This window comes from Paraburkholderia sp. BR13444, from assembly GCF_040948755.1.
Classification (GTDB): Bacteria; Pseudomonadota; Gammaproteobacteria; order Burkholderiales; family Burkholderiaceae; genus Paraburkholderia; species Paraburkholderia youngii.
Genome location: NZ_JBFPKM010000002.1, coordinates 852,628 through 876,281 on the forward strand (window position 1 = coordinate 852,628; position 23,654 = coordinate 876,281).

Here is a 23,654-nt window from a genome sequence, read left to right on the forward strand (position 1 = left end):
CGACGCCTTTTGCCGTCGCGCGCTGCTTCCGCGGCGCGGAAGCAACAAAAAAAAACGGGGCCTAGGCCCCGTTTTCGCTGTGGTTTAATGAGCCTTACCGCTCAGACCGAAAACGACGAACCGCAACCGCAGGTCGTGGTCGCGTTCGGGTTCTTGATGACGAACTGCGCGCCGTTGATGTCATCCTTGTAGTCGATCTCTGCGCCGACCAGGTACTGGTAGCTCATCGAATCGATCAGAAGCTGCACGCCGCTCTTGTTCATCACGGTGTCGTCTTCGTTGATCGCTTCGTCAAACGTGAAGCCGTACTGGAAGCCCGAGCAGCCGCCGCCCTGCACGAACACGCGCAGTTTGAGCTCCGGGTTGCCTTCCTCATCGATCAGTTGCTTGACCTTGTCCGCCGCTGCGTCGGTGAAGACGAAGGGGGCCGGCATCTCGGTCACGGGGGTGTCGGTGACTGCGTTCATTCGAACTCTCCAAAAAGCTTTAGCCGATATTGTAGGGCTGTTCCGGATATCGTGCTGATGCCCACAAAATCAATGGGTTCTTGTTGCAAGGTCGATGCAAGGCGAGCCGTTGCCGCTGAGCGAACGAGACCAGCCCGCGAACGCCAGCGAAGCATAAAAAAAGCCGCCTTCGCTCGTGGCGTTGGCGGCTTTTGCTGCAAACCGGCGTGAAGCCCGGATTGCGCCCGAAACGATTAACGCTTCGAGAACTGCTTGCGGCGACGTGCCTTGTGGAAGCCGACCTTCTTACGCTCGACTTCACGAGCGTCACGCGTAACGAAGCCAGCGTTCGACAGTTGCGGCTTCAGCGTTGCGTCATAGTCCATCAGAGCGCGGGTGATGCCGTGGCGAACCGCACCGGCTTGACCCGTTTCACCGCCACCGGTCACGTTGACCTTGATGTCGAACGTGGTGCCGTGGTTCGTGAGTTCCAGCGGCTGACGCACGATCATCAGCGACGTTTCGCGCGAGAAGTAGTCGGCGATGGGCTTGCCGTTCACAACGATGTCGCCCTTGCCTGCCTTGATGAACACGCGAGCGACGGCGCTCTTGCGGCGGCCCGTGCCGTAATTCCAGTTACCGATCATGTGGGCTCCCCTTAGATCTCGAGCGCCTTCGGCTGTTGTGCCGAATGCGGATGCGTTGCGTCAGCGTAGACCTTCAGCTTCTTGATCATCGCGTAGCCGAGCGGGCCCTTCGGCAGCATGCCCTTGACCGCCTTCTCGAGCGCGCGGCCCGGGAAGCGTTCCTGCATCTTGCCGAACGTCGTTTCATAGATACCGCCCGGGTAGCCCGAGTGACGGTAGTACTTCTTGTCGGTAACCTTGTTGCCCGTGACCTTCAGCTTGCCAGCGTTGATAACGATGATGAAATCACCGGTGTCGACGTGGGGAGTGAATTCAGGCTTGTGCTTGCCGCGAAGACGGTGTGCCACTTCGCTGGCGACACGCCCGAGAACCTTATCCGTCGCGTCAATCACGTACCATTCGCGCGTCACCTCATGGGCTTTTGCGGAAAACGTCTTCATGATCGATCCAAAAAAATTGCTGCGCCCAATGTGTTCTTTCCTGCTTGTAGTTTGCGCATCGAGGCGCGTGCAGGCTCTCCCTGGTTCTTCTTCCGCGGGCGCGGATGCGGAAAAGCCCTGAATTATAAAGGAATTTGTACTCGCAAGTCAAAACGTGCGATGCGCTCTCCATCAGCGGTCCGAAATCGGGGCAAAACGGCGGACAAAGCCAGGCGAAAAAAAACCCGAACAAGTGGTTCGGGTTTAATCCACCAAAGGAGGAGGTGGAGGAGACAGCGGAGGTTGCAGAACTGCTGCAACGATGGGTGGATTATAAGAGTCGCCCTTGTGCAACGCAAGAATATTTGCATTGCGAAATGCGTTTTCATAATGCGGCAGATTCAGCGTGCGACCAAGATTTGGCAAAACTCCTTTTGGATCAAGCACTAAGGGCGAAATAATTCCAACAGCAGCAGATAACCCCTAGACTAAAACCCCTAAACCGGGTGCGGGACTAGGAAACCGCCGGTCCATTCCGCACCGCAGCAAGAAAGCAATCAGCGTGCATGGACACCGGCTGCGGTCGGCCTGAGCTAATTGTCAGACACCGGGCTACAATGCCGTCTCGACAAAGCGATGCGCGGTGGGAGTGACAGCATGGAATGCAAAGTAAGCTGGATGGGACAAGACGGGATGGCGTTCGCGGCCGAGACGGGCAGCGGTCATCTGGTCGCGATGGACGGCGCACCCGAGGGTGGCGGACGCAACCTCGCGCCGCGTCCGATGGAAATGGTGCTGCTCGGCACCGGCGGCTGCACCGCCTACGACGTCGTGATGATCCTGAAGAAGAGCCGCCAGGAGATCGCCGGCTGCTCGGTGACGCTGAAGGCCGAGCGCGCAAGCGAAGATCCGAAAGTATTCACGAAGATCCACTTCCACTTCACGGTGACGGGCAAGAATCTGAATCCGGCGACCGTCGAGCGCGCAATCAATCTGTCGCACGACAAATATTGTTCGGCGTCGATCATGATCGCGAAGACCGCCGAGCTCACGCATTCGTTCGACATCGTCGCGCTCTGAGCGCGATAGCGATAGCGGCCACGGCCGCCATCCGCGCCCCCAAATGAAAAAGCCGGCGTCCCAACGGACGCCGGCTTTTCTTATTCAGCGGCAAAGCAGGCCGATAAGCCGGATTCTGTGCACACGTCGCGTCCGAAGACGCGACGCGCGTGGCAGCCATTCCTCTAGGCGCGCCATTACTGACGCGCTCAAGCTTCCTACCCGCAGACGAGACGGGGGCCCCGTCCTGCATCGCGAAGATGCGCGCCTGCCTACTTGGAATTGCTCCGGGTGGAGGTTACCGTGCCGGTCTGCCTTGCGACAGCCGCGGTGCGCTCTTACCGCACCGTTTCACCCTTACCTGATCCCGGCTTGCGCCGGGCCATCGGCGGTTTGCTTTCTGTTGCCCTGTTCCGCGTGTCGCCACGGATGGCCGTTAGCCATCACCCTGCCCTGTGGAGTCCGGACTTTCCTCGCCCTCGTTGGCCGAAGCCGTCGAGGCCGCGACTGCCTGGCCTGCTTTGCTGGCGCGGATTTTAACACCGAACGCAAAAGCGCCTAGCGCTTGCGCCGCCCCGCTCGGAACACGGTCGTGTCGTCGTAGAACGCGGGTGATTCGTTCTCGGGCCACCAGCCCGGAATGCCGAGCACCGGCAGCGGTGCGAACAGGCGGCTCGTCAAAGCGTCGGTGCCGAGCACCGCCGTGCTGACCACTTCATCGAGCCACGCGTCGCGCGCCGGGGTGTCCCAATCGAAATATTCGGCCGGAACGTCGACGATCCACGCATGGCCGGTGCAGCCCTTGAATGGCGCGATCAGCTTTTCCAGCAGCGCATGACCGAAGCAACGTACTTCGCAGGCATGCCCCCATGCATCGCGGCGTGCGACGAACAGCGTTTGCCAGTCGAAACCACGTAGCGCGGCGCTCAGCGCAGGATCGGCGCAAGCGAACAGCAGCGCATTTTCGTCGAACAGAGTCAGCATGTCGCGCACGCCGCCACGCTTCGAGCCGACGCCGAGCACGTCGAGTTCCGCCGACTGGCGCGCGTTCAACGCCGCCTTGATGCGCGGAAAGGCGAACCACATCGAACCGTTGAAGAAGTCGTGCAGATTGTGGCGCGTCGGCACGCAGCCGGTCGACGCGATATGTCCCTCGTACGCGGCGCCCGGTGGCAGATCGTCCTGCGCGATAAACGTGAGACGCTGGCCGCGGCCGGTGCTCTGTTGCATCTGGGCCGCGTCGGCATTCATCGCGGCGAGCAGGTCAGCGTAGCCGGTCAGCGCGGCTTGCTGCCAACGCTGACCGCGTGCGGCGAATTGAGCGAACCACGGGGTCGACCAGTCGATTGCGGCGAAGCCTGCTAGCACAGGCTCGGGTGCCATGCCGCGCGCAGCTTTGGCCGCGGCTTCATGCGCTAGCGCGGAGCCCGCGTTCGCCGCCACATCAATATTGGCAGTGCGCTGCCCCGCCTCACGCTCGGGCATCAGCCGTAGCCTCAAACGAGACGCCAGCCAATCGATTCGCCGCCGCGCAGCGGCACGACCGGCGTATCACCAGCCGGCAGCTCGGCCGGCAGCGTCCATTCCTCACGACGCAGCGTGATCTTCTCCGTATTGCGCGGCAGACGATAGAAGTCCGGCCCGTGGAAGCTCGCGAAGCCTTCGAGCTTGTCGAGCGCGCCGGCCTTGTCGAATGCCTCGGTGTAGAGCTCGAGCGCGTGCAGCGCGGTGTAGCAGCCCGCGCAGCCGCACGCGTGCTCCTTCAGTCCCTTCGGATGCGGCGCGCTGTCGGTGCCGAGGAAGAAACGCGGATCGCCCGAGGTCGCGGCCTCGACCAGCGCGACGCGATGCGTCTCGCGCTTGAGCACCGGCAGGCAGTAGTAATGCGGACGGATGCCGCCCTGGAAAATCGCATTGCGGTTGTACAGCAGATGGTGCGCGGTAATCGTAGCTCCTAGCAGTTCCGGCGCGACGCCCGCCTCGCGGACGTAGTCTGCCGCGTCCTTCGTCGTGATGTGCTCGAACACGACCTTCAGCGCCGGAAACGCCCGGCGCAGCGGCATCATCACGCGATCGATGAAGACCTTCTCGCGGTCGAACAGATCGATGTCCGAATCCGTCACCTCGCCGTGCACGAGCAGCGGCATGCCGACTTCCTGCATCACTTCCAGCGTATTCGCGCACTTCATCAGATCGGTGACGCCCGCGTCGGAGTTCGTCGTCGCGCCCGCCGGATAGAGCTTCACGCCGTGCACGAAGCCGCTCTCGCGCGCGCGGCGGATTTCGTCGGGCGGCGTGTTGTCGGTCAGGTACAGCGTCATCAGCGGCTCGAATTTCGCGCCCTCGGGAATCGCGGCGATGATGCGCTCGCGATACGCCTTCGCCATCCCGGTCGTCGTGACCGGCGGCTTCAGGTTCGGCATGATGATCGCGCGGCCGAACTGGCGCGCGGTGTCAGGCAGCACGGCCGCGAGCATCGCGCCGTCGCGCACGTGCAGGTGCCAGTCGTCCGGGCGGACCAGCGTGACGGAATCGGGGGAAACGTTGGAAGCAGTCATGGCAGGAATACGAGACTTCGCGCGCCTCGCTGATCGACCGGTCAAACCGCGTTGTAGCGGCCCAAACACGTGTCAATTTTGCTATTTGGCGTCTCCGGCTCGGTGATATGCTTGGAAAATCATCATTGTAACGGCTCGCTCCGTTCACAGGCTCACCCGCAACATGTGCCAACTTCTCGGAATGAACTGCGCCGCGCCGACGGACGTCACGTTTTCCTTTACCGGCTTTGCGGCGCGCGGCGGCGTCACCGATCACCACGCCGACGGCTGGGGCATCGCCTTTTTTGAAGACAAGGCCTGCCGCCTGTTCATCGATCATCAATCGTCGGCCACCTCGCCGATCGCCGAGATGGTCAAGCGCTACCCGATCAAATCGAAAAACACGATCGCGCACATCCGCAAGGCGACGCAAGGGCACATCCTGCTCGAAAACTGCCACCCGTTCATGCGCGAACTGTGGGGACGTCACTGGATCTTCGCGCATAACGGCGATCTGCAGGGGTACGCGCCGGAGTTGAACGGCGTATATCAGCCGGTCGGCACGACCGACAGCGAACTCTCGTTCTGCGCGCTGCTGCAAGGTTTGCGCAAGGCTTTTCCGGGCGCGCAGCAGCCGCCGCTTGACGAGCTGTTCGGCGCGCTCGAGGCGCTCACGCGTGAAATCACGCAATACGGCGTGTTCAATTTCCTGATGTCGAACGGCCAGGCGCTGTTTGCGCATTGCTCGACGCATCTGCATTACCTCGTGCGTCACTGGCCGTTTTCGACCGCGCATCTGGTCGACGCGGACGTATCGATCGACTTTGCCAAATACACGACGCCCGAAGACCGCGTCGCAGTCATCGCGACCAAGCCGCTGACCGACAACGAAGTGTGGACCGCGTTCAAGCCCGGCGATCTGCTGATGTTCCGGCATGGCGAAGTGATCGGCCAGGCCAATATCCCGGTGCCGGACTCGGTGCTCGAAAAGCTGCGCAATCCGGCCCTCGATGCATCCGCATCGGCGACGACGATCGCGGCATCGAACGGCGCGCAGCCGGTGGGCACGCGCGGAACCACGCTTTCGCCCGACAGCGAAACCGATCTCGAAGCCGCGGATGATGCGGCGGCGTTCGAGTCATGAACCGCTGATGTCGCCCTCAGCCAGGCAACAAAAAGCCGCTCCACGGAGCGGCTTTTCTCATCCCCACACAAGCCTCGGCAACGAGGCCCGCGCAGCGAACCTCAGTGCAGGATCTTCGCGAGAAAGTCCTTCGCGCGATCCGACTTCGGATTTGCGAAGAAGTCTTCCTTGCGGTCGTCTTCGACGATCAAGCCCTTGTCCATGAAAATCACGCGATGCGCGACCTTCTTCGCAAAGCCCATTTCGTGCGTCACGCACATCATGGTCATGCCTTCCTGCGCGAGTTCGACCATCACGTCGAGCACTTCGTTGATCATCTCCGGGTCGAGCGCCGAAGTCGGCTCGTCGAACAGCATCGCGATCGGGTCCATGGACAGCGCTCGCGCAATCGCCACGCGCTGCTGCTGACCACCGGACAGCTGCCCCGGATACTTGTCCGCATGCGCGCGCAGACCGACGCGATCGAGCAGCTTGAGGCCCTTCGCGGTCGCCTCGTCGTTCGAGCGGCCGAGCACCTTGACCTGCGCGAGCGTCAGGTTCTGCACGATAGACAGATGCGGGAACAGCTCGAAGTGCTGGAACACCATGCCGACCTTCGAGCGCAGCTTCGACAGATTGGTTTTCTTGTCGGTCAGCGACTGACCGTTGATGACGATCTCGCCCTTCTGGAACGGCTCGAGGCCGTTGACGGTCTTGATCAGCGTGGACTTGCCCGAGCCGGACGGCCCGCACACCACGACCACTTCGCCCTTTTTGACTTCCGTCGTGCAGTCGGTCAGCACCTGGAAATGGCCGTACCACTTCGAAACATTCTTGATAGAGATCATCTTGCGACCTTTTTCTGAAGACTTTTGACGAGGCTCGACGCGATAACGCAGATCACGAAATAAACCGCACCCGCGAACAGTACCATCTCGACATTCGTGCCGTCACGATCGCCAATATTCGTGGCCGTGCGGAAGAAGTCGGCAAGGCTGATCACGTACACGAGCGATGTATCCTGAAACAGCACGATCCCTTGCGTGAGCAGCAGCGGCACCATCGCGCGAAACGCCTGCGGCAGCACGATCAGACGCATTGCCTGCCCATAGGTCATGCCGAGCGCGAACGCCGCGTTGACCTGGCCGCGCGGCACCGCCTGAATGCCGGCGCGGATGATCTCCGAATAGTACGCAGCCTCGAACAGCGAGAACGCGACCATCGCCGAGGCGAGCCGGATGTCGATGTCGGCCGACAGACCGAGCACGCTTTGCAGCACCTGCGGCACGATCAGGAAGAACCACAGCAGCACCATCACGAGCGGGATCGAACGGAACAGCGTCACGTAGCCCTGCGCGAACCATGCGAGCGGTTTGATCGACGACAGTCGAAAGATCGCGAGAATGGTGCCCCAGATGATGCCGAACACGATCGCGACGAGCGTGATCTTGAACGTGATGATCGCGCCGGTCCACAGCGTAGGTAGTGCACCCGGAATACCGCTCCAGTCGAAATGATGCATCACTTGCCTCCGATATAGCCGGGCAGCCGGGACTTCGCTTCGACCCAGCGCATCAGTAGCATCACGATCACGTTGATCAGCATGTATGCGACCGTGACCGCGATGAACGACTCATAAGTTTGCGACGTGTAGTCGACCAGCTGACGCGCCTGCGCGGACAGATCGAGCAGACCGATCGTCGAGGCAACCGCTGAGTTCTTGAAAATGTTCAGAAACTCGGATGTGAGCGGCGGCACGATGATCCGGTACGCGACCGGCAGCAGCACGTAGCGATACGTCTGCCATTGCGTGAAGCCCACCGCGAGACCGGCCGCGCGCTGGCCGCGCGGCAACGCGTTGATGCCCGAGCGCACCTGCTCGCACACCCGCGCGGCGGTGAAGAGGCCTAGACACACGATCGACGCCGAGAAGAACTGCGCGCTCGGCGGCAATTGCTTGAACCAGGTGCCGATCGACACGGGCAGCAGCTCCGGTATCACCAGATACCAGATGAAGAACTGCACGATCAGCGGAATGTTACGGAAAATCGCGACGTAGACGGTGCCGACGCCCGACGCCCATTTGTTCGGCACCGTGCGCAGCACACCGAACAGCGAGCCGACGATCAGCGCGATCACCCATGCCGACAGCGACACGGTGACCGTCACCCACAGCCCCGAGAGCAGCCAGCCCAGGTAGGTGGTCGGCTCGCCCGTGGAGACGGGACTCAGCAGAATGCCCCAGTTCCAGTGATATGACATGACCAAGACTCCGGCAAAAAGAAACGGAAGAAGCGCGTGGCCCCTTCCGTTCCGTTCAGCGTTTCGAAAGTGTCGAAAAAGCAGCTAGGGTTTAGTCGATTGCCTTGTCGTTCGGATTCTTGAACAGCGCACGCATGTCGTCGCTCATCGGGAAGTTCAGGTTCAGGCCCTTCGGCGGGATCGGCGATTCGAACCAGCGCTTGTAGATCGTTTCGCCTTCGCTCGACAATTGAACCTTCGCGATCGCGTCGTCGGCGACCTTCTTGAAGTCGGCGTCGTTCTTGCGCAGCATGCAGCCGTAAGCCTCACGCGATTGCGGCGTGCCGACGATCACGAAATCGTTCGGGTTGCTCGACTTGGCGCGCTCGCCGGCGAGCAGCGCGTCGTCCATCATGAACGCGGCGGCACGGCCCGTCGACAGCGTCAGGAACGACTCGCCGTGATCCTTCGCGCTGATGATGTTCATGCCCATGCTCTTGTCCTGGTTCATCTTGCGAAGCAGGCGCTCGGACGTGGTGCCGGCGGTCGTCACGACCGTCTTGCCCTTCAGGTCCGGGAAGTCCTTGATGCCGGAATCTTTCTTGGTCATCAACCGCGTGCCGATCACGAAGATCGTGTTCGTGAAGGCAGCCTGTTGCTGGCGCTCGAGGTTGTTCGTGGTGGAGCCGCACTCGATGTCGACCGTGCCGTTCTGCACGAGCGGAATACGGTTCTGCGACGTGACCGGCACAAGCTTCACCTTCAGGTTCGGCATGTTCAGCTTCTGCTTGACGGCCTCGACGATCTTCATCGCGTAATCCTGCGAGTAGCCGATCACGTTCTGCTTGTCGTCGTAATACGAGAACGGAATCGACGACTCCCGATGGCCCAGCGAAATGACGCCGGTATCCTTGATCTTTTTCAGCGTCCCCGAGTCTTGCGCATGCGCGCCAACCGTAAACAATCCGAGAGTGGCGAGCAACAGTGCAGCTTTTTTAACCTTCATCTTGATCTCCTTGGCAAGAACCGGCGCCAGTGTAACAAAGTAATTTTTCTGAAAGTATTCCTATTAACCATGCTGTTGCGCGCACGCCGCGATGGGCCCGCGGCGCGGTCGCACAGCCGTTTCGCACATACGAGAAGGCGGGCGGCATCGATAGGATGCCGCCCGCCGGTCAAACACGCCGTCTTGTGGACCGCGCTGATGCACAAAATTTCGACGGTTTCGCCTCCCGGCCCGGATACCGGGCCGCGTCACCGCCGCTTCCAACAAGATAGGACAGGGTCCATCAGGGATACAAGCCGCGCATCTCGCGCGCTTGCAAAATCCGCTTACACGCGACGATGAACGCCGCCGTGCGCACCGACACGTTCTGCTCGCTCGACACCTGCCACACCGCCGCGAACGCTTCGCGCATCACGCGCTCGAGGCGCTCGTTGATTTCGTCCTCGGTCCAGAAGAAGCTCGAAAAGTCCTGCACCCATTCGAAATATGACACTGTCACACCGCCCGCATTCGCGACCACGTCCGGAATCACGAGGATGCCGCGATCGTGCAGGATGTCGTCGGCCGCCGTGGTGGTCGGGCCGTTCGCGCCCTCGACGATGATCCTGGTCTTGATCTTGCCTGCGTTCTTTTCGGTGATCTGGTTTTCCAGTGCCGCCGGAATCAGGATGTCCGATTCGACGGTCCAGAACTCGTCAGCGGTGATCGCGTCGGCTTCAGGGAATCCGCCGACGCCGCCCTTCTTCGCGACGTAATCGAGCAGCGCGACCGCGTCGATGCCGGTGGACTTGTACACCGAGCCGGTGTGGTCCTGCACCGCGACGACCTTCGCGCCCGCTTCCTGGAACAGACGCGCGGCGATGCCGCCGACGTTGCCGAAGCCCTGCACCGCAATACGCGCGCCTTCGATATCGAAACCGATGCGGCGAGCCGCTTCGCAGCCCACCACGAACACGCCGCGGCCGGTCGCCTCGCGGCGGCCGAGCGAGCCGCCGAGCGTGATCGGCTTGCCGGTCACGACGCCGGTGGCCGTCTGCCCCTGATTCATCGAGTACGTGTCCATCATCCACGCCATGATCTGCTCGTTCGTGTTCACGTCCGGCGCGGGGATGTCGGTATTCGGTCCGATGATGATGCCGATCTCGCTCGTGTAGCGGCGCGTCACACGCTCGAGCTCGCCGCGCGACAGCGTGCGCGGATCGACGCGGATGCCGCCTTTCGCGCCGCCGTACGGCACGTTCACCGCCGCGTTCTTCACCGACATCCACGCGGACAGCGCCATCACTTCGGAGAGCGTAACGTCCTGGTGATAACGCACGCCGCCCTTGCCCGGACCGCGCGACACGTTGTGCTGCACGCGATAGCCCTCGAAGTGCGCGACCGTGCCGTTATCGAGTTCGATGGGCACGTCGACGACGAGAATGCGCTTCGGGCGCTTCAGGGTTTCGAGCCAGCGGGACAGCGAGCCGAGGTACGGCGCGACGCGGTCGACCTGGCGCAAGTAGTTGCCCCAGGGGCCGAGATCTTCTTTGTTGAGGTAGGAGGGAACGGACTGCAACGTTGAGGCGGCTTGTGCCGATTCTGCGGCTTGTTGCTGGGATGACATGAACGCTCCGGCGTTTGATCGAGTACGGGCATTGTGAAAAAACGCCGTATTGAAATCCAATGCCGTTTCCTTATCCGGTTATGTTTTTCTTGCATAACGTTCGGAAAGCCGCAAATTCGCGTCGCGGCGACGCAGGTTCGAGCTTCAGTTTTATGCCGCGTTTCAGGCGGCGCTTTGCCGGAGTTCCTCCGACACCACGTCCCACAACTGCCGCACGAGGATCTGGCGCGCGTCGTCGCTTTTCGCGGCGAGCTTGTCGCGGTACAGGCGAATCTCCATGCTGAGCGTCAGCTGCCCTTCGGGTGTGCCGCGCGTCGCGCGATCGAGGCGGATCAGCCGGCCTTCGGCCACCGCATCTTCGACCGCGCTATGCGGCAGAAACGCGATGCCGTGGCCGGCGAGCGCCATCGCCTTCAGCCCCTCGGCCATGTCGGTTTCGTAGAGCCGGTCGAGGTACAGGCGCTCCGGCGCGTTCGCGAGAATCACCTCGGTCATGCGCCCGAGGTAGGCGTTCGGCGTGTACGACAGATACGGCGCGGGCGCGTCGGCCGAGCCAGGCAGCGTGTGACGCGGACGGCCCGCGCGGGCCGGCACCGAGAACGGGCTGATCGGCTCGTGGCCGAGCGTCAGCATGTCGTAGCGCGCCGGATCGAGCGCGACCGGGTGGCTCGGATGGTGGTAGCCCATCATCAGATCGCAGCCGCCTTCCACGAGCGACAGCGCCGCATCGTGCACGTTCAGCGCGCGCAGCCGCGTGTGGATCGGGCCCATCTGCGCCTCGATGCGCTGCAGCCAGCGCGGAAAGTAAGTCAGCGACAGCGTGTGCGGGACCGCGAATTCGATCGTCGCCTGCGGGGTCGCCGTGTGACCGCGCAGCAGCGCGCGCGCCTCGTGGAATTGCGACAGCATCGCGAGCGCCTGCTCGTTAAACACCTGCCCGGCCGCCGTGAGCCGCGTCGGATAAACAGAACGGTCGATCAGTTCCGTGCCGAGCCACGCTTCGAGCGCCTGGATGCGGCGCGAGAAAGCCGGCTGGGTGACGTGGCGCAGTTCGGCCGAGCGGCTGAAACTACGTGTTTCCGCGAGCGAAATGAAGTCTTCGAGCCATTTCAGTTCCATGCGAGTGCGTTTGCCGGCGAGAGGGAAGAAGTCTGCATTCTAGCGGCGCGAAGTGCGGCCGACGCATCCGGGCGGGCGCATCGCATCACAGTGGTAAAATCCACGGTTCCCTCCGTTTCCGATCCGCTCGCTGAGCGCTCAGTGCCTTAACCCGCGCCTCAACTTGCGCCTCAACCCGGTCCTCATCATGTCCGACACCCGCCCCGACACCCTGTTCGCGCTGAACGCGCTCTCCCCGCTCGACGGCCGCTATGCCGCCAAAACCGAAGCCCTGCGCGACTGGCTCTCGGAAGCCGCCTTCATGCGCAATCGCGTGACGGTCGAAATCCACTGGCTGATCGCGCTGTCGCGCGCCGGCTTCGCCGAAGTGCCGCGCTTCTCCGAGGCGTCCGAGCAGTTCCTGCTGCAATTGGCCGAGCGCTTCACCGCGCACGACGCCGCGCGCATCAAGGAAATCGAGCGCGTGACGAACCACGACGTGAAGGCCGTCGAGTACTGGCTCAAGGAATCGGTGAAGGGTCAGGAAGAACTGGAGCGCGCGAGCGAGTTCATTCACTTCGCGTGCACGTCGGAAGACATCAACAACACGTCGCACGGCCTGATGCTCGCCGGCGCGCGCGAGCACGTGATCCTGCCGGCGCTGCGCTCGGTGCATCAACGCCTCGTCGCGCTCGCACATGCGCAAGCCGCCCAGCCGATGCTGTCGCGCACGCACGGCCAGCCGGCCAGCCCGACCACGCTCGGCAAGGAAATCGCCAACGTCGCCGCGCGTCTCGCACGCGCGATCGAGCGTATCGCCAAGGTCGAGCTGCTCGGCAAGATGAACGGCGCGGTCGGCAACTTCAACGCGCACCTGTCCGCGTATCCGGAGTTCGACTGGGAAGCGTTCTCGAAGGACGTCGTCGAGAATCGCCTGAAGCTCACCTTCAATCCGTACACGATCCAGATCGAGCCGCACGACTACATGGCCGAGCTGTTCGACGCGATCTCGCGCGCAAACACGATCCTGCTGGATCTCGACCGTGACGTGTGGGGCTACATCTCGCTCGGCTACTTCAAGCAGCGCACCAAGGCTGGGGAAATCGGCTCGTCGACGATGCCGCACAAGGTCAACCCGATCGACTTCGAAAACTCCGAAGGCAACCTCGGCCTCGCGAACGCGACGCTACGCCATCTCGCCGACAAGCTGCCGGTGTCGCGCTGGCAGCGCGACCTGACCGACTCGACGGTGCTGCGCAACATCGGCGTCGCGTTCGGCTACTCGCTGCTCGCGTACGACTCGCTGATCCGCGGCCTCGACAAGCTCGAAGTGAACGCACAGCGTCTGAACGAAGACCTCGACAACTGCTGGGAAGTGCTGGCCGAGCCGGTGCAAACGGTGATGCGCCGTTACGGCATCGAGAATCCGTACGAGCAGCTGAAGGAACTCACGCGCGGCAAGGGCATCACGCGCGAGGCGCTGCAGAGCTTCATCGGCGGCCTGGCGATTCCGCAGGACGCGAAGGACCGTCTGCTCGAAATGACGCCCGGCTCGTACATCGGCAAGGCCGTCGACCTGGCGAAGCGAATCGGCTGATCGGCTGGTCCAGCTTCGGCTCATAGAAAAAGCCGCTCCGAGGAGCGGCTTTTTTTCGTCCCGCGTTCGAAACTGGAACGCGGGGGATCAAAGACTCAGCGCGCTTCGAGCTGCCTGAGCGCCTCGTCGACGATCTGCTCCGGCGTCAGATCGATGCTGACCGTGATCGCTTCATCGTCACCCGGCTCCTCGAGCGTATCGAGCTGGCTTTGCAGCAGCGACGGATCGAAGAAGTGCCCGGTGCGATGCCCGAGACGCTCCGAGAGCACCTCGCGCGAACCCTTCAGGTAGACGAAGCACACGTCCTTGTCGCCGGCACGCAGAATGTCGCGATACGAGCGCTTCAGCGACGAACACGTGAACACCGCCGTCTCGCCCGCCTTCTGCTTTTCCTCGATCGCCGCGCGGATCGTCTTCAGCCACGGCCAGCGGTCTTCGTCGGTGAGCGGAATGCCGTGGTGCATCTTCTCCTTGTTCGCCGCGCTATGGAACGCGTCGCCGTCGGTGAACGTGCAATGCAGACGCGCCGCCAGCATTTCGCCAATCAGAGACTTGCCCGCGCCCGACACGCCCATTGCGATCAGAATCATTTGAAACTCCTTACAGGACCGCCGCGAGTGCGAAGGTCAGGGCCAGCCCCATTACCGAAATGATGGTTTCGAGGAGCGACCAGGTCTTGAAGGTCTGCACCACCGTCATGCCGAAATATTCCTTGATCAGCCAGAAGCCGCCGTCGTTCACGTGCGAGAAGATCAGCGAGCCCGAGCCGGTCGCGAGCACCATCAGTTCCGGCTTCACTTGCACCGCGCCCGCCGCCGCGATCGGCGCGACGATGCCGCAGGCGGTCGTCATCGCAACGGTGGCCGAACCGGTCGCGAGACGGATCATCGCCGCGACGATCCAGCCGAACAGCAGCGGCGACAGATGCACCGCGGTCGCAACGTTGGTGATTTCCTTCGAAATGCCGCTATCCAACAGCACGCGGCCAAAACCGCCGCCCGCACCGACGATCAGTGTAATACCCGCGATCGGCGCCAAACACTCGCCGCAGAACTTCTGGATCTGCTCGCGGTTAAAGCCGCGGCTCGCGCCGAAGGTCCAGAAGCTGACCAGCACGGCCGTCAGCAGCGCGACGTCGGTGTTGCCGAAGAAGCGCAGCAGATCGTTCGGCAGCGTCTTCGGTTCGAACACCAGGTCGGCCCAGCTGCCGACCAGCATCAGGACCACCGGCAACAGGATCGTGGCCAGCGTGATGCCGAAGCCCGGCAGTTCGCGCTTGGGCGCGTTGGTTTTCACGCCGTTGCCGTTATTCGAGTCGTGACTGAGAAATTGCGCGGCAAGCGGATTTTCCTTCGGCAACTGGATATGGCGGCTCACCAGCAGCGCGAACAGCGGACCGGCGACAATCGCGCAGGGGATGCCGACGATCAGACCATAGGCGATCGTCTTGCCGATGTCCGCGTGATACGCCTGCACGGCGAGCAGCGCGGCCGGGTGCGGCGGAATCAGCCCATGCACGACGGACAGACCCGCGACCATCGGCAGGCCGACCAGCAGCAGCGATTTGTTGGTGCGCTTGGCGACGTTGAACGCGATCGGAATCAGCAGCACGAAACCGACTTCGAAGAACACCGGCAAACCGACGATGATCGCGACGACCATCATCGCCCAGTGAATGTGTTTCTCACCGAACCAGTTGATCAGCGTGGTCGCGACGCGCTCGGCGCCCCCCGATTCGGCCATCATCTTGCCGAGCATCGTGCCGAGACCGACGACGATGGCAATGTGCCCGAGCGTGTTGCCGTTACCCGTTTCGAACGATTTGACGATGGTCTGCATCGGCATGCCGGCCACGAGGCCCAGCAGCAACGACACGATGATCAGAACGAGAAACGGATAGACCTTCAGGCGCGTGATCATGAAGATCAGCAACGCGATCGCGATCAACGCGTAGACCAGCAACATGCTTCCGTGGGCAGATTCCATGAAGCCCCTCCTTTGGTTTATTGATTTCAGAGTGCGGATGCGGCCGGCACTTCGTCTCACGGCAACCTGCGCGATGCCTGAAAACCCGGCTGGCCGCGCGGACGCTGAATTTTACTGTTTGTTTTTCAAAAACGCGCGCAAATCCAGCACGCATATCAAGCAAAAAAGAGTCTCGGCGCGACAGCCTGATGCGGCTGTATCGACGAGACTCCTGGGCCCGGCTCAGTCAACCGATGCACTGGTGAGTCGTGGGGCTTAGTGTGCGGGCGCCGCCAACTGGCTCGCGGCGCGCGCAAGGCGCGTCACCTCATCCCAGTTCTGCGCGGCGAGCGCGGCCTTCGGCGTGAGCCACGAACCGCCGACGCAGACCACGTTCGGCAGCGACAGGAAGTGCGGTGCGCTTTCTGGCGTGATGCCGCCGGTCGGGCAGAACTTCAGCGCCGGGAACGGACCGTGGAATGCCTGCAGCATCGGCACGCCGCCGGCCTGCTGCGCGGGGAAGAACTTGACGATCTCGTAGCCGAGCTCGAGCGCGAGGATGATGTCCGACGGCGTCATCACGCCGGGCAGCAGCGGCAGACCCACATCCTGCGCGGCCTGGTGCATGTCCTTGGTCAAACCCGGCGACACGCCGAACTGCGCGCCCGCCTTCTTCGCCTGGGCGCAATGTTCGGGCTTCGTGATCGTGCCGACACCGACCACGATGTCGTCGGCGAGCTCGCACGCACGCTCGATCGCGCCGAGGCCCGCCGGCGTGCGCAACGTGATTTCGAGCACCTTCACGCCGCCCGCGTGCAACGCGCGCGACACGTGTTCGCCCTGTTCGACCGTGTCGAACGCGAGCACCGGAATCACCGGGCCGAGGCGCACGATATCGCTTACTGTTTTCGACGTCATAGTCAGACTCCTTGTTTCTGCAGCGCCGCGCCGGCTTGCGCGGTGCTCGTGTGATGGCTGCTGGATTGATGGGCGTGCTTGTCGCCGTGCTTGTGGTGGCTGCCGTGGCCGTGCTGGCCGTCGAGCGCGCCGCCCTCGCCGATCAGCTTGCCGAACACCGACGCGCCTTGCTCCGCCGGCGCCGCCGCCGCACGGAACACGCCGAACAGCTCGCGGCCGAAGCCGGCTTCGTTGTCCGCCTGATGCAGCGGCTCGGCGTTCGGACGCGCGGCCCATTCGGCTGCGTCGATCTCGATGTCGAGCACGCCCGCTTCGGCGTCGATGACCAGCGTGTCGCCCGTGCGGACCTTGCCGAGCGGGCCTTGCAGCAACGCTTCCGGCGAAACATGAATGACCGCCGGCACTTTACCCGACGCGCCCGACATACGGCCGTCGGTCACCAGAGCGACATGGAAACCCTGATCCTGCAACACACCGAGCAGCGGCGTCAAACGATGCAACTCGGGCATGCCGTTTGCGCGGGCGCCCTGGAAGCGCACCACCGCGATGAAGTCGCGCTTGAGCTCGCCCTTGTCGAATGCTTCCTGCACCGCTTCCTGCGAATCGAACACGATTGCCGGCGCCTTTACCTTGCGATGCGGCGCCGCGACCGCCGAGATCTTGATCACGCCGCGGCCGAGCTTGCCCTGCATCAGACGCAGTCCGCCGTCCGGCTGGAACGGCTCCTGGATGCCGCGCAGCACCGCGGTATCCGCGCTCGCCTCGACGCCCGCGACCCATTGCAGCTTGCCGTCGAGCAGCTTGGGCTCCTCGGTGTAGCGCTTCAGGCCCTTGCCCGCGACGGTGTTCACGTCTTCATGCAGCAGACCGCCTTCGAGCAGATTGCGCACGAGGAACGCGACGCCGCCCGCCGCGTGGAAGTGGTTCACGTCGGCCTTGCCGTTCGGATAGATCTTCGCGAGCAGCGGCACCGCCTGCGACAGCGTGTCGAAATCGTCCCAGTCGATCACGATGCCGGCCGCGCGCGCGATCGCGACGAGGTGCAGCGTGTGATTGGTCGAGCCGCCGGTTGCCAGCAGCGCGACGATGCCGTTGACGATCGCCTTCTCGTCGATCACATGGCCGATCGGCATGTAATGGCCGCGCTCGACCGTCAGGTCGAGCACGCGGCGCGCGGCCTGGGCGGTCAGCGCGTCGCGCAGCGGCGTGTGCGGATGCACGAAGGCCGAGCCCGGCAGATGCAGGCCCATCACTTCCATCAGCATCTGGTTGCTGTTCGCGGTGCCGTAGAACGTGCAGGTGCCGTGGCTGTGATACGCGGCCGCTTCCGCTTCGAGCAGCGCTTCGCGGCCGCATTGGCCAGTCGCGAACTGCTGGCGCGTCTTGGCTTTGTCGTCGTTGGACAGGCCGCTCGTCATCGGACCGGCCGGCACGAAGATGGTCGGCAGATGGCCGAATTGCAGCGCGCCGATCAGCAGGCCCGGCACGATCTTGTCGCAAATGCCGAGGCACAGCGCGGCGTCGAACATGTTGTGGGTGAGCGCGACGGCCGTGCTCATCGCGATCACTTCGCGCGAGAACAGCGACAGCTCCATGCCCGCGTTGCCCTGCGTGATGCCGTCGCACATCGCCGGCACGCCGCCCGCGAATTGCGCGACGCCGCCGTTTTCGCGCGCGGCCTGCTTGATGATGTCCGGGTAGTTTTTGTACGGCGCGTGCGCCGACAGCATCTCGTTGTAGGACGACACGATGCCGATGTTCGGCTCGCGGATCTGCTTGATCACGAGCTTGTCGTTGCCTTCGAGACCTGCGAAACCGTGGGCCAGGTTCGCGCACGACAACGCGCCGCGTGCCGGAAAGCGCCCCTGCGCATGCTGGATGCGGGCCAGATACGCTTCACGCGTGGGCTTGCTGCGCTCGATCACGCGTTGCGTGACCTTCAATAATTGCGAATGCGGGGAAACCATCGGAGCTCCTTCGTCGCTGGCGGCAGGCGCACGCATGACACCAGGCGGTATCGCGGGGTTGTGATATCGAACCACGCCATATTAGTAGAAAAACTACATGATCGCAAATACGACCGCTGTTGCGGTGCCGCATCGCGCGAATCGCCGAGTCGCCCAATTGGCGGCGTCTCGGCGCTTTGCGGCCGAAACCCAGGGAATACACTTACGCGCGCATATGTAGTTTTTGTACCTAGCTTTTGTGCGCCAACGACCAATCGGATATAGTCCACACGTTCTTCAGCATAGTGCGAGTTTTCCGATGATGCTGTCCCAAGTGGAAGAGATGCGTGATCAGCTGCGCCCGTCCGAGCGCAAGCTGGCCGATTATGTGATCGAGGCGCCGCGCGAGGTGCTGGATCTGTCGATGACCGAGGTCGCCGCGCGCGCCGGCGTGAGTCAGCCGACGATCGCGCGCTTCTGTCACGCGCTCGGTTTTTCCGGCTTTCGCGAATTCAAGATCCGGCTCGCGCAGGGCATCGCCAGCGAAGTGCCCGCCGTCTATCGCGACGTGCGGCCCGACGAGCCGACGCCGGGCGTCGCCGCGAAGGTCCTCGACCGGACCATCGGTGCGCTGATTCAGGTGCGCAACAATCTGTCTTCGGATAGCGTCGCGGCGGCGATCGACATGCTCGCGCAGGCGAAGCGCATCGAGTTCTATGGCGCGGGCGGCTCGGGCATCGCCGCGCTCGACGTGCAGCACAAGTTCTTCCGGCTCGGCATGCCGAGCGTCGCGTATTCGGACCCACACACGTTTCTGATGTCGGCCGCGCTGCTCGGACCGGGGGACGTGGTCGTCGCGATTTCCAATACCGGCCGCACGCGCGACATCATCGATGCCGCGAGGGCCGCGCTGAACTCGGGCGCGAAGGTGATCGCGATCACGCATGGCAATTCGCCGCTCGCGCGGCTCGCGACCGTGGGACTCTTCGCGAACGTCGACGAAGACACCGACATCTTTTCGCCGATGACCTCGCGCGTATCGCATCTGGCGATCGGCGACATTCTGGCGGTCGGTGTCGCGTTGAGCCGCGGGCCCGAACTGGTGGAGAAGCTCGCGCAGACGAAGGAAGTGATACACCGGCGGCGAGTGGACTCACAGGGGTAATACGCTCCGATAAGAGCGGAACGACGGGCATAACGAAAAAGGGCGGTGTGCCATTCAACCGGCACACCGCCCTCTTGTTTTTTCCAGCGCCCTGCCTAACGCCGTCAGCCGCTCAGAACGGCTTGATCACCACCAGCGCAACCGCCGCGAGCATACCAAGCACCGGCAGCTCGTTGAACATCCGATACCACTTGTCCGAGCGGCGATTCTGGCCGCGCTCGAACCTGCGCAGCAGCACGCCGCAATACGCGTGATAGATGACGAGCAGCACGACCACGCCGACCTTCGCGTGAATCCAGCCCTGCCCGCTGCCGATGCCGATCACGAGCCACAACCACAAGCCGCACGCGATCGCGGGCACCGCGATGAAGCTCATGAAGCGGAACAGCTTGCGCGCCATCAGCAGAAGACGCGCCGTCGCCGCGGGTTCCGTTTCCATCGCCAGATTGACGAAGATGCGCGGCAGATAGAACAGGCCGGCAAACCAGGAGGCAATCAACACGATGTGAAACGTCTTTACCCAAAGCATCGGCGGGGGTCCTTGTGGTTCTTGTTGTTGTGTTCGTTGTGGCGGTGCCTCGATGCGCGCTTATTGACGACCTTCGCCGTGCCCGAGCACGATGTACTTCAGCGAAGTCAGCCCTTCCAGTCCGACCGGGCCGCGCGCATGCAGCTTGTCGTTCGAGATGCCGATCTCGGCGCCGAGACCGAACTCGAAGCCGTCCGCGAAACGCGTCGACGCGTTGACCATCACGCTCGCCGAATCGACTTCGCGCAGGAAGCGCATCGCGCGGTCGTGGTCTTCGGTAACGATCGCATCGGTGTGCTGCGAGCTATAAGTGTTGATGTGCTCGATCGCCGCGTCGATGCCGTCGACCACCTTGATCGCGAGCACCGGCGCCAGATACTCGGTGCGCCAGTCTTCCTCGGTCGCGTCGACGAGCGGGCCGACGCCCGCATCGGCCAGCACCGCGCGCGCCGCCGCATCGACGCGCAGCTCGACGTCCTTGCCTCGATACAATCGCCCAAGCGGCGGCAGCACTTCGGCCGCGATGCCGCGCGCGACCAGCAGCGTTTCCATCGTGTTGCAGGTGCCGTAGCGGTGCGTCTTCGCGTTGTCGCAGACGTTGAGAGCCTTCGCCAGGTCCGCGCGATCGTCGACATAGACGTGGCAGATGCCGTCGAGGTGCTTTATCATCGGCACGCGCGCTTCGTTCATCAGACGCTTGATCAAACTCTTGCCGCCGCGCGGCACGATCACGTCGACGTATTCGGTCATCGTGATCAGCTTGCCGACCGCCGCGCGGTCCGGCGTCGCGACCACCTGCACCGCGTCCTGCGGCAGACCGGCTGCTTCGAGCCCTTCGCCGATCAGCCTGGCGAGCGCGGTATTGCATTCGAGCGCTTCCGAGCCGCCGCGCAGAATGGTCGCGTTGCCGGACTTCAGGCACAGCGCGGCCGCGTCGATCGTCACGTTCGGGCGCGATTCGTAGATGATGCCGATCACGCCGAGCGGCACACGCATCTGGCCGACCTGGATGCCGCTCGGTCGATACTTCAGATTGCTGATTTCACCGATCGGATCGGCCAGCGCCGCGACCTGGCGCAGGCCTTCGACCATCGTCTTCAGCGCCTTGTCGGACAGCGTCAGACGGTCGATGAATGCGGCGTCGTGGCCCTTGCCGCGGGCGCGTTCGAGGTCGCGCGCGTTGGCGGCCTTCAGCAGATCGGCATCGCGTTCGATCGCCTCGGCAACGGCTGCAAGCGCCGCATTCTTCGCGGCGGTCGACGCCCGCGCCATCGCGCGCGAAGCCTGGCGAGCGCGTTGGCCGAGGTCGGTCATGTACTGGTCGATATCCATGGTCATTCTCGTGATGCCCGCACGTTGGCGTGCGGTGGTCGGGCAAGATTAGCGAAAGATCAAACGATTGTAAGTCGGGTACCGGGGCTTTGCTCGCGAGGGGGCTGCGGGTGCGCTGTGCTGTCGCGGGCTTGCCGATGCGTTGTGTTGAGCCCGTGGCATGGGAAACGCGGTGGTCTGCATTTGACGCGATTGACGGTTGCTGTGCGATTGCAATCGCCGCCGGAACTCGCCCGCGCCCGGCTGCTTAGATTGGCCGCCGCGCTGGAGCCGCAGTCGGCGCCCGAGGTCGCGGCGGCGGCACTGGCGACGCCGCCGACGGTTTTGGCGCGGCCACCGTCATTGCGAGTTCGAACAGGCCGTCCCACGGATCGGGCGGCGGATCGTTGCGATGATTGCCCGGCGTGCCTCCCGACAAGCCCTTGACCTGCCGGTCGAGCCGCGCCGCCAGCGCGAGCGCCTTCTCGAGCGCCGCTTCGCTGACACGCGACAGCGCCGGCCCGATCAGCCGTTCGCGCGGACCCCACACGCGGTTCTCGCGGGTGAGCATCGCGAGCGGCTTGCCGGCCGCGACGCCGCGCTTGATCCGCAACAGCGTGCGCACTTCCTCGACAACGGCCCACAGCACGAGCACCGCAGCCTCGCCTTCACCGCGCAGGCCGTCGAGCATGCGCGCGAGACGGCCGACGTCGCCCGCGAGCATCGCCTCATTGAGCTTGAACACGTCGTAACGCGCGACGTTGAGCACCGCGTCCTGCACCTGATCGAAGCTCAGCGAGCCGCTCGGATACAGCAGCCCGAGCTTCTGGATTTCCTGATGCGCGGCGAGCAGATTGCCCTCGACGCGCTCGGCGATGAACGCGAGCGCGCGCCGCCCTTCCTCGCCGGCTGCAACGCGCTGACCCTGGGCCGCGAGCCGCTGTCCGACCCAGTTCGGCAGCTGCGCGCGCTCGACCGGATCGATCCTCAGCGCGACGCCCGCATCGGCGAGCGCGCTGAACCATGCCGACTTCTGCGTGGCCGCATCGAGACGCGGCAGCGTGATCATCGTTAGCACGTCGTCGTTGACGGTGGATGCCAGGGCCTTCAGCGCGTCGGCGCCTTCCTTGCCCGGCTTGCCCGATGGAATGCGCAATTCGACCAGTTGACGGTCGCCGAACAGCGACATCGACTGGCTCGCGCCGAGCAGCGAGCTCCAGTCGAAATAGCGCTCGGCCGTGAACACCGAGCGGTCGGTGAAGCCTGCCGCGCGCGCCGCCGCGCGGATGCGGTCGCACGCTTCCTGCGCGAGCAGGTGCTCGTCGCCGTACACGACGTACAGTCCGGCGAGGCCTTTGGCGAGATGCGCTTCGAGCGCGTCAGGTCGCAGTTGCATGGCTGGCGGTTGACGGGATGGATGAGATTCGACGACTCACGAACGACGCGATGCTCACAGCGGCGGCGGCGGCAGCGGCGCGCGCGGCACGATGCCCGGCACGGCCTCGGCCGGCGTCGGATGCAGCGAGCGCACCACGCCGAGACGGCGGATCAGCTGATCGACCGCGTCGTTTTCCATGTCGGCGAACAGGATGTCGGACTCGGCGGCCTTCGCCTGCGAGAACTGGTCGCTATAGGTCATCGCGCGGTTCAGCGCGATCACGCTGCCCGGAATCAGCACGGTGCCGTCCTTGCCGGTCAGCGTGTAGGTCATCTGCAGATTCAGCTGATACTCGGCGACGACGCCCAGCGAATTCAGCGTCAGCGTGCTGAGGTTGCGGTTCTGCGTGATTTGCAGGATCGCGTCGGCATTGGCGACCGAGTTGACCACCACGGTGTCGCTGCCGCCCTGCACGATGCGCGTGAAGCGCGCGATGGCCGCGGGCGAGCCGCCCGACACATAGAGGCGCTTGAACGCGTAGTCCTGCTGGCCGCGCAACTGGAAGCCGCAGGCCGACAACATCATTACGCTGCAAGCGAGCGTCAAAAACGATCTGCGAGTCACATTCGCTCCCGGTTCGCAGTGGATTCGCAATGCCGAGGA

General features: G+C 63.4%; 23 protein-coding genes and 1 other RNA gene. 4 read left to right on the forward strand and 20 right to left on the reverse strand.

Annotated features, from left to right (window positions below):
- Positions 1-101: 101 nt before the first annotated feature.
- From erpA to rplM, 3 genes are all read right to left on the reverse strand, one after another.
- Positions 102-467 (reverse strand): iron-sulfur cluster insertion protein ErpA, encoded by a 366-nt coding sequence (gene erpA / locus AB3X95_RS08325; protein WP_013090506.1) that lies wholly within the window; start codon positions 465-467, stop codon positions 102-104.
- Between the two features lie 233 nt (positions 468-700).
- Complete coding sequence (gene rpsI / locus AB3X95_RS08330) at positions 701-1,093, reverse strand: 30S ribosomal protein S9 (RefSeq protein ID WP_013090507.1); 393 nt, start codon at positions 1,091-1,093, stop codon at positions 701-703.
- Between the two features lie 11 nt (positions 1,094-1,104).
- Positions 1,105-1,533, reverse strand: coding sequence for a 50S ribosomal protein L13 (gene rplM / locus AB3X95_RS08335; protein ID WP_013090508.1), 429 nt, complete (start codon positions 1,531-1,533; stop codon positions 1,105-1,107).
- 636 nt (positions 1,534-2,169) lie between these two features.
- Between rplM and AB3X95_RS08340 the strand changes: the two genes are divergently transcribed.
- Entirely contained in the window at positions 2,170-2,592 is a 423-nt protein-coding gene (locus tag AB3X95_RS08340) for an OsmC family protein (protein ID WP_026226035.1), read from the forward strand.
- 88 nt (positions 2,593-2,680) lie between these two features.
- On the opposite strand, the gene rnpB is transcribed toward AB3X95_RS08340, so the two are convergent.
- From rnpB to pyrC, 3 genes are all read right to left on the reverse strand, one after another.
- Positions 2,681-3,094, reverse strand: an RNA gene (gene rnpB, locus AB3X95_RS08345) — RNase P RNA component class A.
- 35 nt (positions 3,095-3,129) lie between these two features.
- Positions 3,130-4,056, reverse strand: coding sequence for a DUF3025 domain-containing protein (locus AB3X95_RS08350; RefSeq protein ID WP_368621060.1), 927 nt, complete (start codon positions 4,054-4,056; stop codon positions 3,130-3,132).
- Between the two features lie 11 nt (positions 4,057-4,067).
- Positions 4,068-5,129: a dihydroorotase gene (gene pyrC, locus AB3X95_RS08355; protein ID WP_176365604.1), complete on the reverse strand. Its 1,062-nt coding sequence runs from the start codon at positions 5,127-5,129 to the stop codon at positions 4,068-4,070.
- Between the two features lie 163 nt (positions 5,130-5,292).
- Here pyrC and AB3X95_RS08360 point away from each other — a divergent pair, with 163 nt between their 5' ends.
- Entirely contained in the window at positions 5,293-6,252 is a 960-nt protein-coding gene (locus AB3X95_RS08360; RefSeq protein ID WP_176121821.1) for a class II glutamine amidotransferase, read from the forward strand.
- A gap of 101 nt (positions 6,253-6,353) precedes the next feature.
- On the opposite strand, the gene AB3X95_RS08365 is transcribed toward AB3X95_RS08360, so the two are convergent.
- The 6 genes from AB3X95_RS08365 to AB3X95_RS08390 all read right to left on the reverse strand — a co-directional run bounded on the left by AB3X95_RS08365 (position 6,354) and on the right by AB3X95_RS08390 (position 12,203).
- Positions 6,354-7,079, reverse strand: a complete 726-nt coding sequence (locus AB3X95_RS08365) for an amino acid ABC transporter ATP-binding protein (protein ID WP_176105077.1) — start codon at positions 7,077-7,079, stop codon at positions 6,354-6,356.
- On the reverse strand, positions 7,076-7,753 hold the full coding sequence (gene gltK, locus AB3X95_RS08370) for a glutamate/aspartate ABC transporter permease GltK (RefSeq protein WP_184226464.1): 678 nt from the start codon (positions 7,751-7,753) through the stop codon (positions 7,076-7,078). Before gltK ends, AB3X95_RS08365 begins: the two co-directional genes overlap by 4 nt.
- A complete protein-coding gene (locus AB3X95_RS08375) occupies positions 7,753-8,493 on the reverse strand; it encodes an amino acid ABC transporter permease (protein WP_176105075.1) in 741 nt (246 codons plus the stop codon). The genes gltK and AB3X95_RS08375 overlap by 1 nt, the downstream gene beginning before the upstream one ends.
- A 91-nt stretch (positions 8,494-8,584) precedes the next feature.
- Positions 8,585-9,478 (reverse strand): glutamate/aspartate ABC transporter substrate-binding protein, encoded by an 894-nt coding sequence (locus AB3X95_RS08380; protein WP_176105074.1) that lies wholly within the window; start codon positions 9,476-9,478, stop codon positions 8,585-8,587.
- A gap of 283 nt (positions 9,479-9,761) precedes the next feature.
- Positions 9,762-11,084 carry a Glu/Leu/Phe/Val dehydrogenase gene (locus tag AB3X95_RS08385; protein WP_176121823.1) on the reverse strand — a complete coding sequence of 441 codons (1,323 nt, stop codon included), beginning with the start codon at positions 11,082-11,084 and terminating at the stop codon, positions 9,762-9,764.
- A 162-nt stretch (positions 11,085-11,246) separates the two neighbouring features.
- Positions 11,247-12,203, reverse strand: a complete 957-nt coding sequence (locus AB3X95_RS08390; protein WP_184226466.1) for a LysR family transcriptional regulator — start codon at positions 12,201-12,203, stop codon at positions 11,247-11,249.
- A 187-nt stretch (positions 12,204-12,390) separates the two neighbouring features.
- Between AB3X95_RS08390 and purB the strand changes: the two genes are divergently transcribed.
- Positions 12,391-13,779, forward strand: a complete 1,389-nt coding sequence (gene purB / locus AB3X95_RS08395; RefSeq protein ID WP_176380896.1) for an adenylosuccinate lyase — start codon at positions 12,391-12,393, stop codon at positions 13,777-13,779.
- Between the two features lie 95 nt (positions 13,780-13,874).
- Here the strand turns inward: purB and AB3X95_RS08400 are convergent, their stop codons facing one another.
- The 4 genes from AB3X95_RS08400 to edd form a co-directional block, all read right to left on the reverse strand.
- A complete protein-coding gene (locus AB3X95_RS08400) occupies positions 13,875-14,369 on the reverse strand; it encodes a gluconokinase (protein ID WP_176121826.1) in 495 nt (164 codons plus the stop codon).
- A gap of 10 nt (positions 14,370-14,379) precedes the next feature.
- Complete coding sequence (locus AB3X95_RS08405) at positions 14,380-15,765, reverse strand: GntP family permease (RefSeq protein WP_176121827.1); 1,386 nt, start codon at positions 15,763-15,765, stop codon at positions 14,380-14,382.
- A 255-nt stretch (positions 15,766-16,020) separates the two neighbouring features.
- Positions 16,021-16,662 carry a bifunctional 4-hydroxy-2-oxoglutarate aldolase/2-dehydro-3-deoxy-phosphogluconate aldolase gene (gene eda, locus AB3X95_RS08410; protein WP_013090522.1) on the reverse strand — a complete coding sequence of 214 codons (642 nt, stop codon included), beginning with the start codon at positions 16,660-16,662 and terminating at the stop codon, positions 16,021-16,023.
- A 2-nt stretch (positions 16,663-16,664) separates the two neighbouring features.
- Positions 16,665-18,629 (reverse strand): phosphogluconate dehydratase, encoded by a 1,965-nt coding sequence (gene edd / locus AB3X95_RS08415; protein WP_368621061.1) that lies wholly within the window; start codon positions 18,627-18,629, stop codon positions 16,665-16,667.
- A gap of 298 nt (positions 18,630-18,927) precedes the next feature.
- Here edd and AB3X95_RS08420 point away from each other — a divergent pair, with 298 nt between their 5' ends.
- Complete coding sequence (locus AB3X95_RS08420) at positions 18,928-19,773, forward strand: MurR/RpiR family transcriptional regulator (RefSeq protein WP_176365599.1); 846 nt, start codon at positions 18,928-18,930, stop codon at positions 19,771-19,773.
- Positions 19,774-19,885: 112 nt separating this feature from the next.
- On the opposite strand, the gene AB3X95_RS08425 is transcribed toward AB3X95_RS08420, so the two are convergent.
- The 4 genes from AB3X95_RS08425 to lptE all read right to left on the reverse strand — a co-directional run bounded on the left by AB3X95_RS08425 (position 19,886) and on the right by lptE (position 23,615).
- Positions 19,886-20,302: a CopD family protein gene (locus AB3X95_RS08425; protein WP_176121830.1), complete on the reverse strand. Its 417-nt coding sequence runs from the start codon at positions 20,300-20,302 to the stop codon at positions 19,886-19,888.
- A 60-nt stretch (positions 20,303-20,362) separates the two neighbouring features.
- The gene (locus tag AB3X95_RS08430) at positions 20,363-21,634 is read right to left on the reverse strand and encodes a glutamate-5-semialdehyde dehydrogenase (RefSeq protein ID WP_368621062.1); all 1,272 of its coding nucleotides are present in this window, start codon (positions 21,632-21,634) and stop codon (positions 20,363-20,365) included.
- Between the two features lie 247 nt (positions 21,635-21,881).
- Complete coding sequence (holA, locus tag AB3X95_RS08435) at positions 21,882-23,009, reverse strand: DNA polymerase III subunit delta (protein WP_176365596.1); 1,128 nt, start codon at positions 23,007-23,009, stop codon at positions 21,882-21,884.
- A gap of 54 nt (positions 23,010-23,063) precedes the next feature.
- Complete coding sequence (lptE, locus tag AB3X95_RS08440; RefSeq protein WP_176105063.1) at positions 23,064-23,615, reverse strand: LPS assembly lipoprotein LptE; 552 nt, start codon at positions 23,613-23,615, stop codon at positions 23,064-23,066.
- Positions 23,616-23,654 lie beyond the last annotated feature (39 nt).

Bases quoted from the DNA above. Each gene is read 5' to 3' on its own strand.
- erpA (WP_013090506.1), bottom strand. From the start codon at position 467: ATGAACGCAGTCACCGACACCCCCGTGACCGAGATGCCGGCCCCCTTC.
- rpsI (WP_013090507.1), bottom strand. From the start codon at position 1,093: ATGATCGGTAACTGGAATTACGGCACGGGCCGCCGCAAGAGCGCCGTC.
- rplM (WP_013090508.1), bottom strand. From the start codon at position 1,533: ATGAAGACGTTTTCCGCAAAAGCCCATGAGGTGACGCGCGAATGGTAC.
- AB3X95_RS08340 (WP_026226035.1), top strand. From the start codon at position 2,170: ATGGAATGCAAAGTAAGCTGGATGGGACAAGACGGGATGGCGTTCGCG.
- AB3X95_RS08350 (WP_368621060.1), bottom strand. From the start codon at position 4,056: ATGCCCGAGCGTGAGGCGGGGCAGCGCACTGCCAATATTGATGTGGCG.
- pyrC (WP_176365604.1), bottom strand. From the start codon at position 5,129: ATGACTGCTTCCAACGTTTCCCCCGATTCCGTCACGCTGGTCCGCCCG.
- AB3X95_RS08360 (WP_176121821.1), top strand. From the start codon at position 5,293: ATGTGCCAACTTCTCGGAATGAACTGCGCCGCGCCGACGGACGTCACG.
- AB3X95_RS08365 (WP_176105077.1), bottom strand. From the start codon at position 7,079: ATGATCTCTATCAAGAATGTTTCGAAGTGGTACGGCCATTTCCAGGTG.
- gltK (WP_184226464.1), bottom strand. From the start codon at position 7,753: ATGCATCATTTCGACTGGAGCGGTATTCCGGGTGCACTACCTACGCTG.
- AB3X95_RS08375 (WP_176105075.1), bottom strand. From the start codon at position 8,493: ATGTCATATCACTGGAACTGGGGCATTCTGCTGAGTCCCGTCTCCACG.
- AB3X95_RS08380 (WP_176105074.1), bottom strand. From the start codon at position 9,478: ATGAAGGTTAAAAAAGCTGCACTGTTGCTCGCCACTCTCGGATTGTTT.
- AB3X95_RS08385 (WP_176121823.1), bottom strand. From the start codon at position 11,084: ATGTCATCCCAGCAACAAGCCGCAGAATCGGCACAAGCCGCCTCAACG.
- AB3X95_RS08390 (WP_184226466.1), bottom strand. From the start codon at position 12,203: ATGGAACTGAAATGGCTCGAAGACTTCATTTCGCTCGCGGAAACACGT.
- purB (WP_176380896.1), top strand. From the start codon at position 12,391: ATGTCCGACACCCGCCCCGACACCCTGTTCGCGCTGAACGCGCTCTCC.
- AB3X95_RS08400 (WP_176121826.1), bottom strand. From the start codon at position 14,369: ATGATTCTGATCGCAATGGGCGTGTCGGGCGCGGGCAAGTCTCTGATT.
- AB3X95_RS08405 (WP_176121827.1), bottom strand. From the start codon at position 15,765: ATGGAATCTGCCCACGGAAGCATGTTGCTGGTCTACGCGTTGATCGCG.
- eda (WP_013090522.1), bottom strand. From the start codon at position 16,662: ATGACGTCGAAAACAGTAAGCGATATCGTGCGCCTCGGCCCGGTGATT.
- edd (WP_368621061.1), bottom strand. From the start codon at position 18,629: ATGGTTTCCCCGCATTCGCAATTATTGAAGGTCACGCAACGCGTGATC.
- AB3X95_RS08420 (WP_176365599.1), top strand. From the start codon at position 18,928: ATGATGCTGTCCCAAGTGGAAGAGATGCGTGATCAGCTGCGCCCGTCC.
- AB3X95_RS08425 (WP_176121830.1), bottom strand. From the start codon at position 20,302: ATGCTTTGGGTAAAGACGTTTCACATCGTGTTGATTGCCTCCTGGTTT.
- AB3X95_RS08430 (WP_368621062.1), bottom strand. From the start codon at position 21,634: ATGGATATCGACCAGTACATGACCGACCTCGGCCAACGCGCTCGCCAG.
- holA (WP_176365596.1), bottom strand. From the start codon at position 23,009: ATGCAACTGCGACCTGACGCGCTCGAAGCGCATCTCGCCAAAGGCCTC.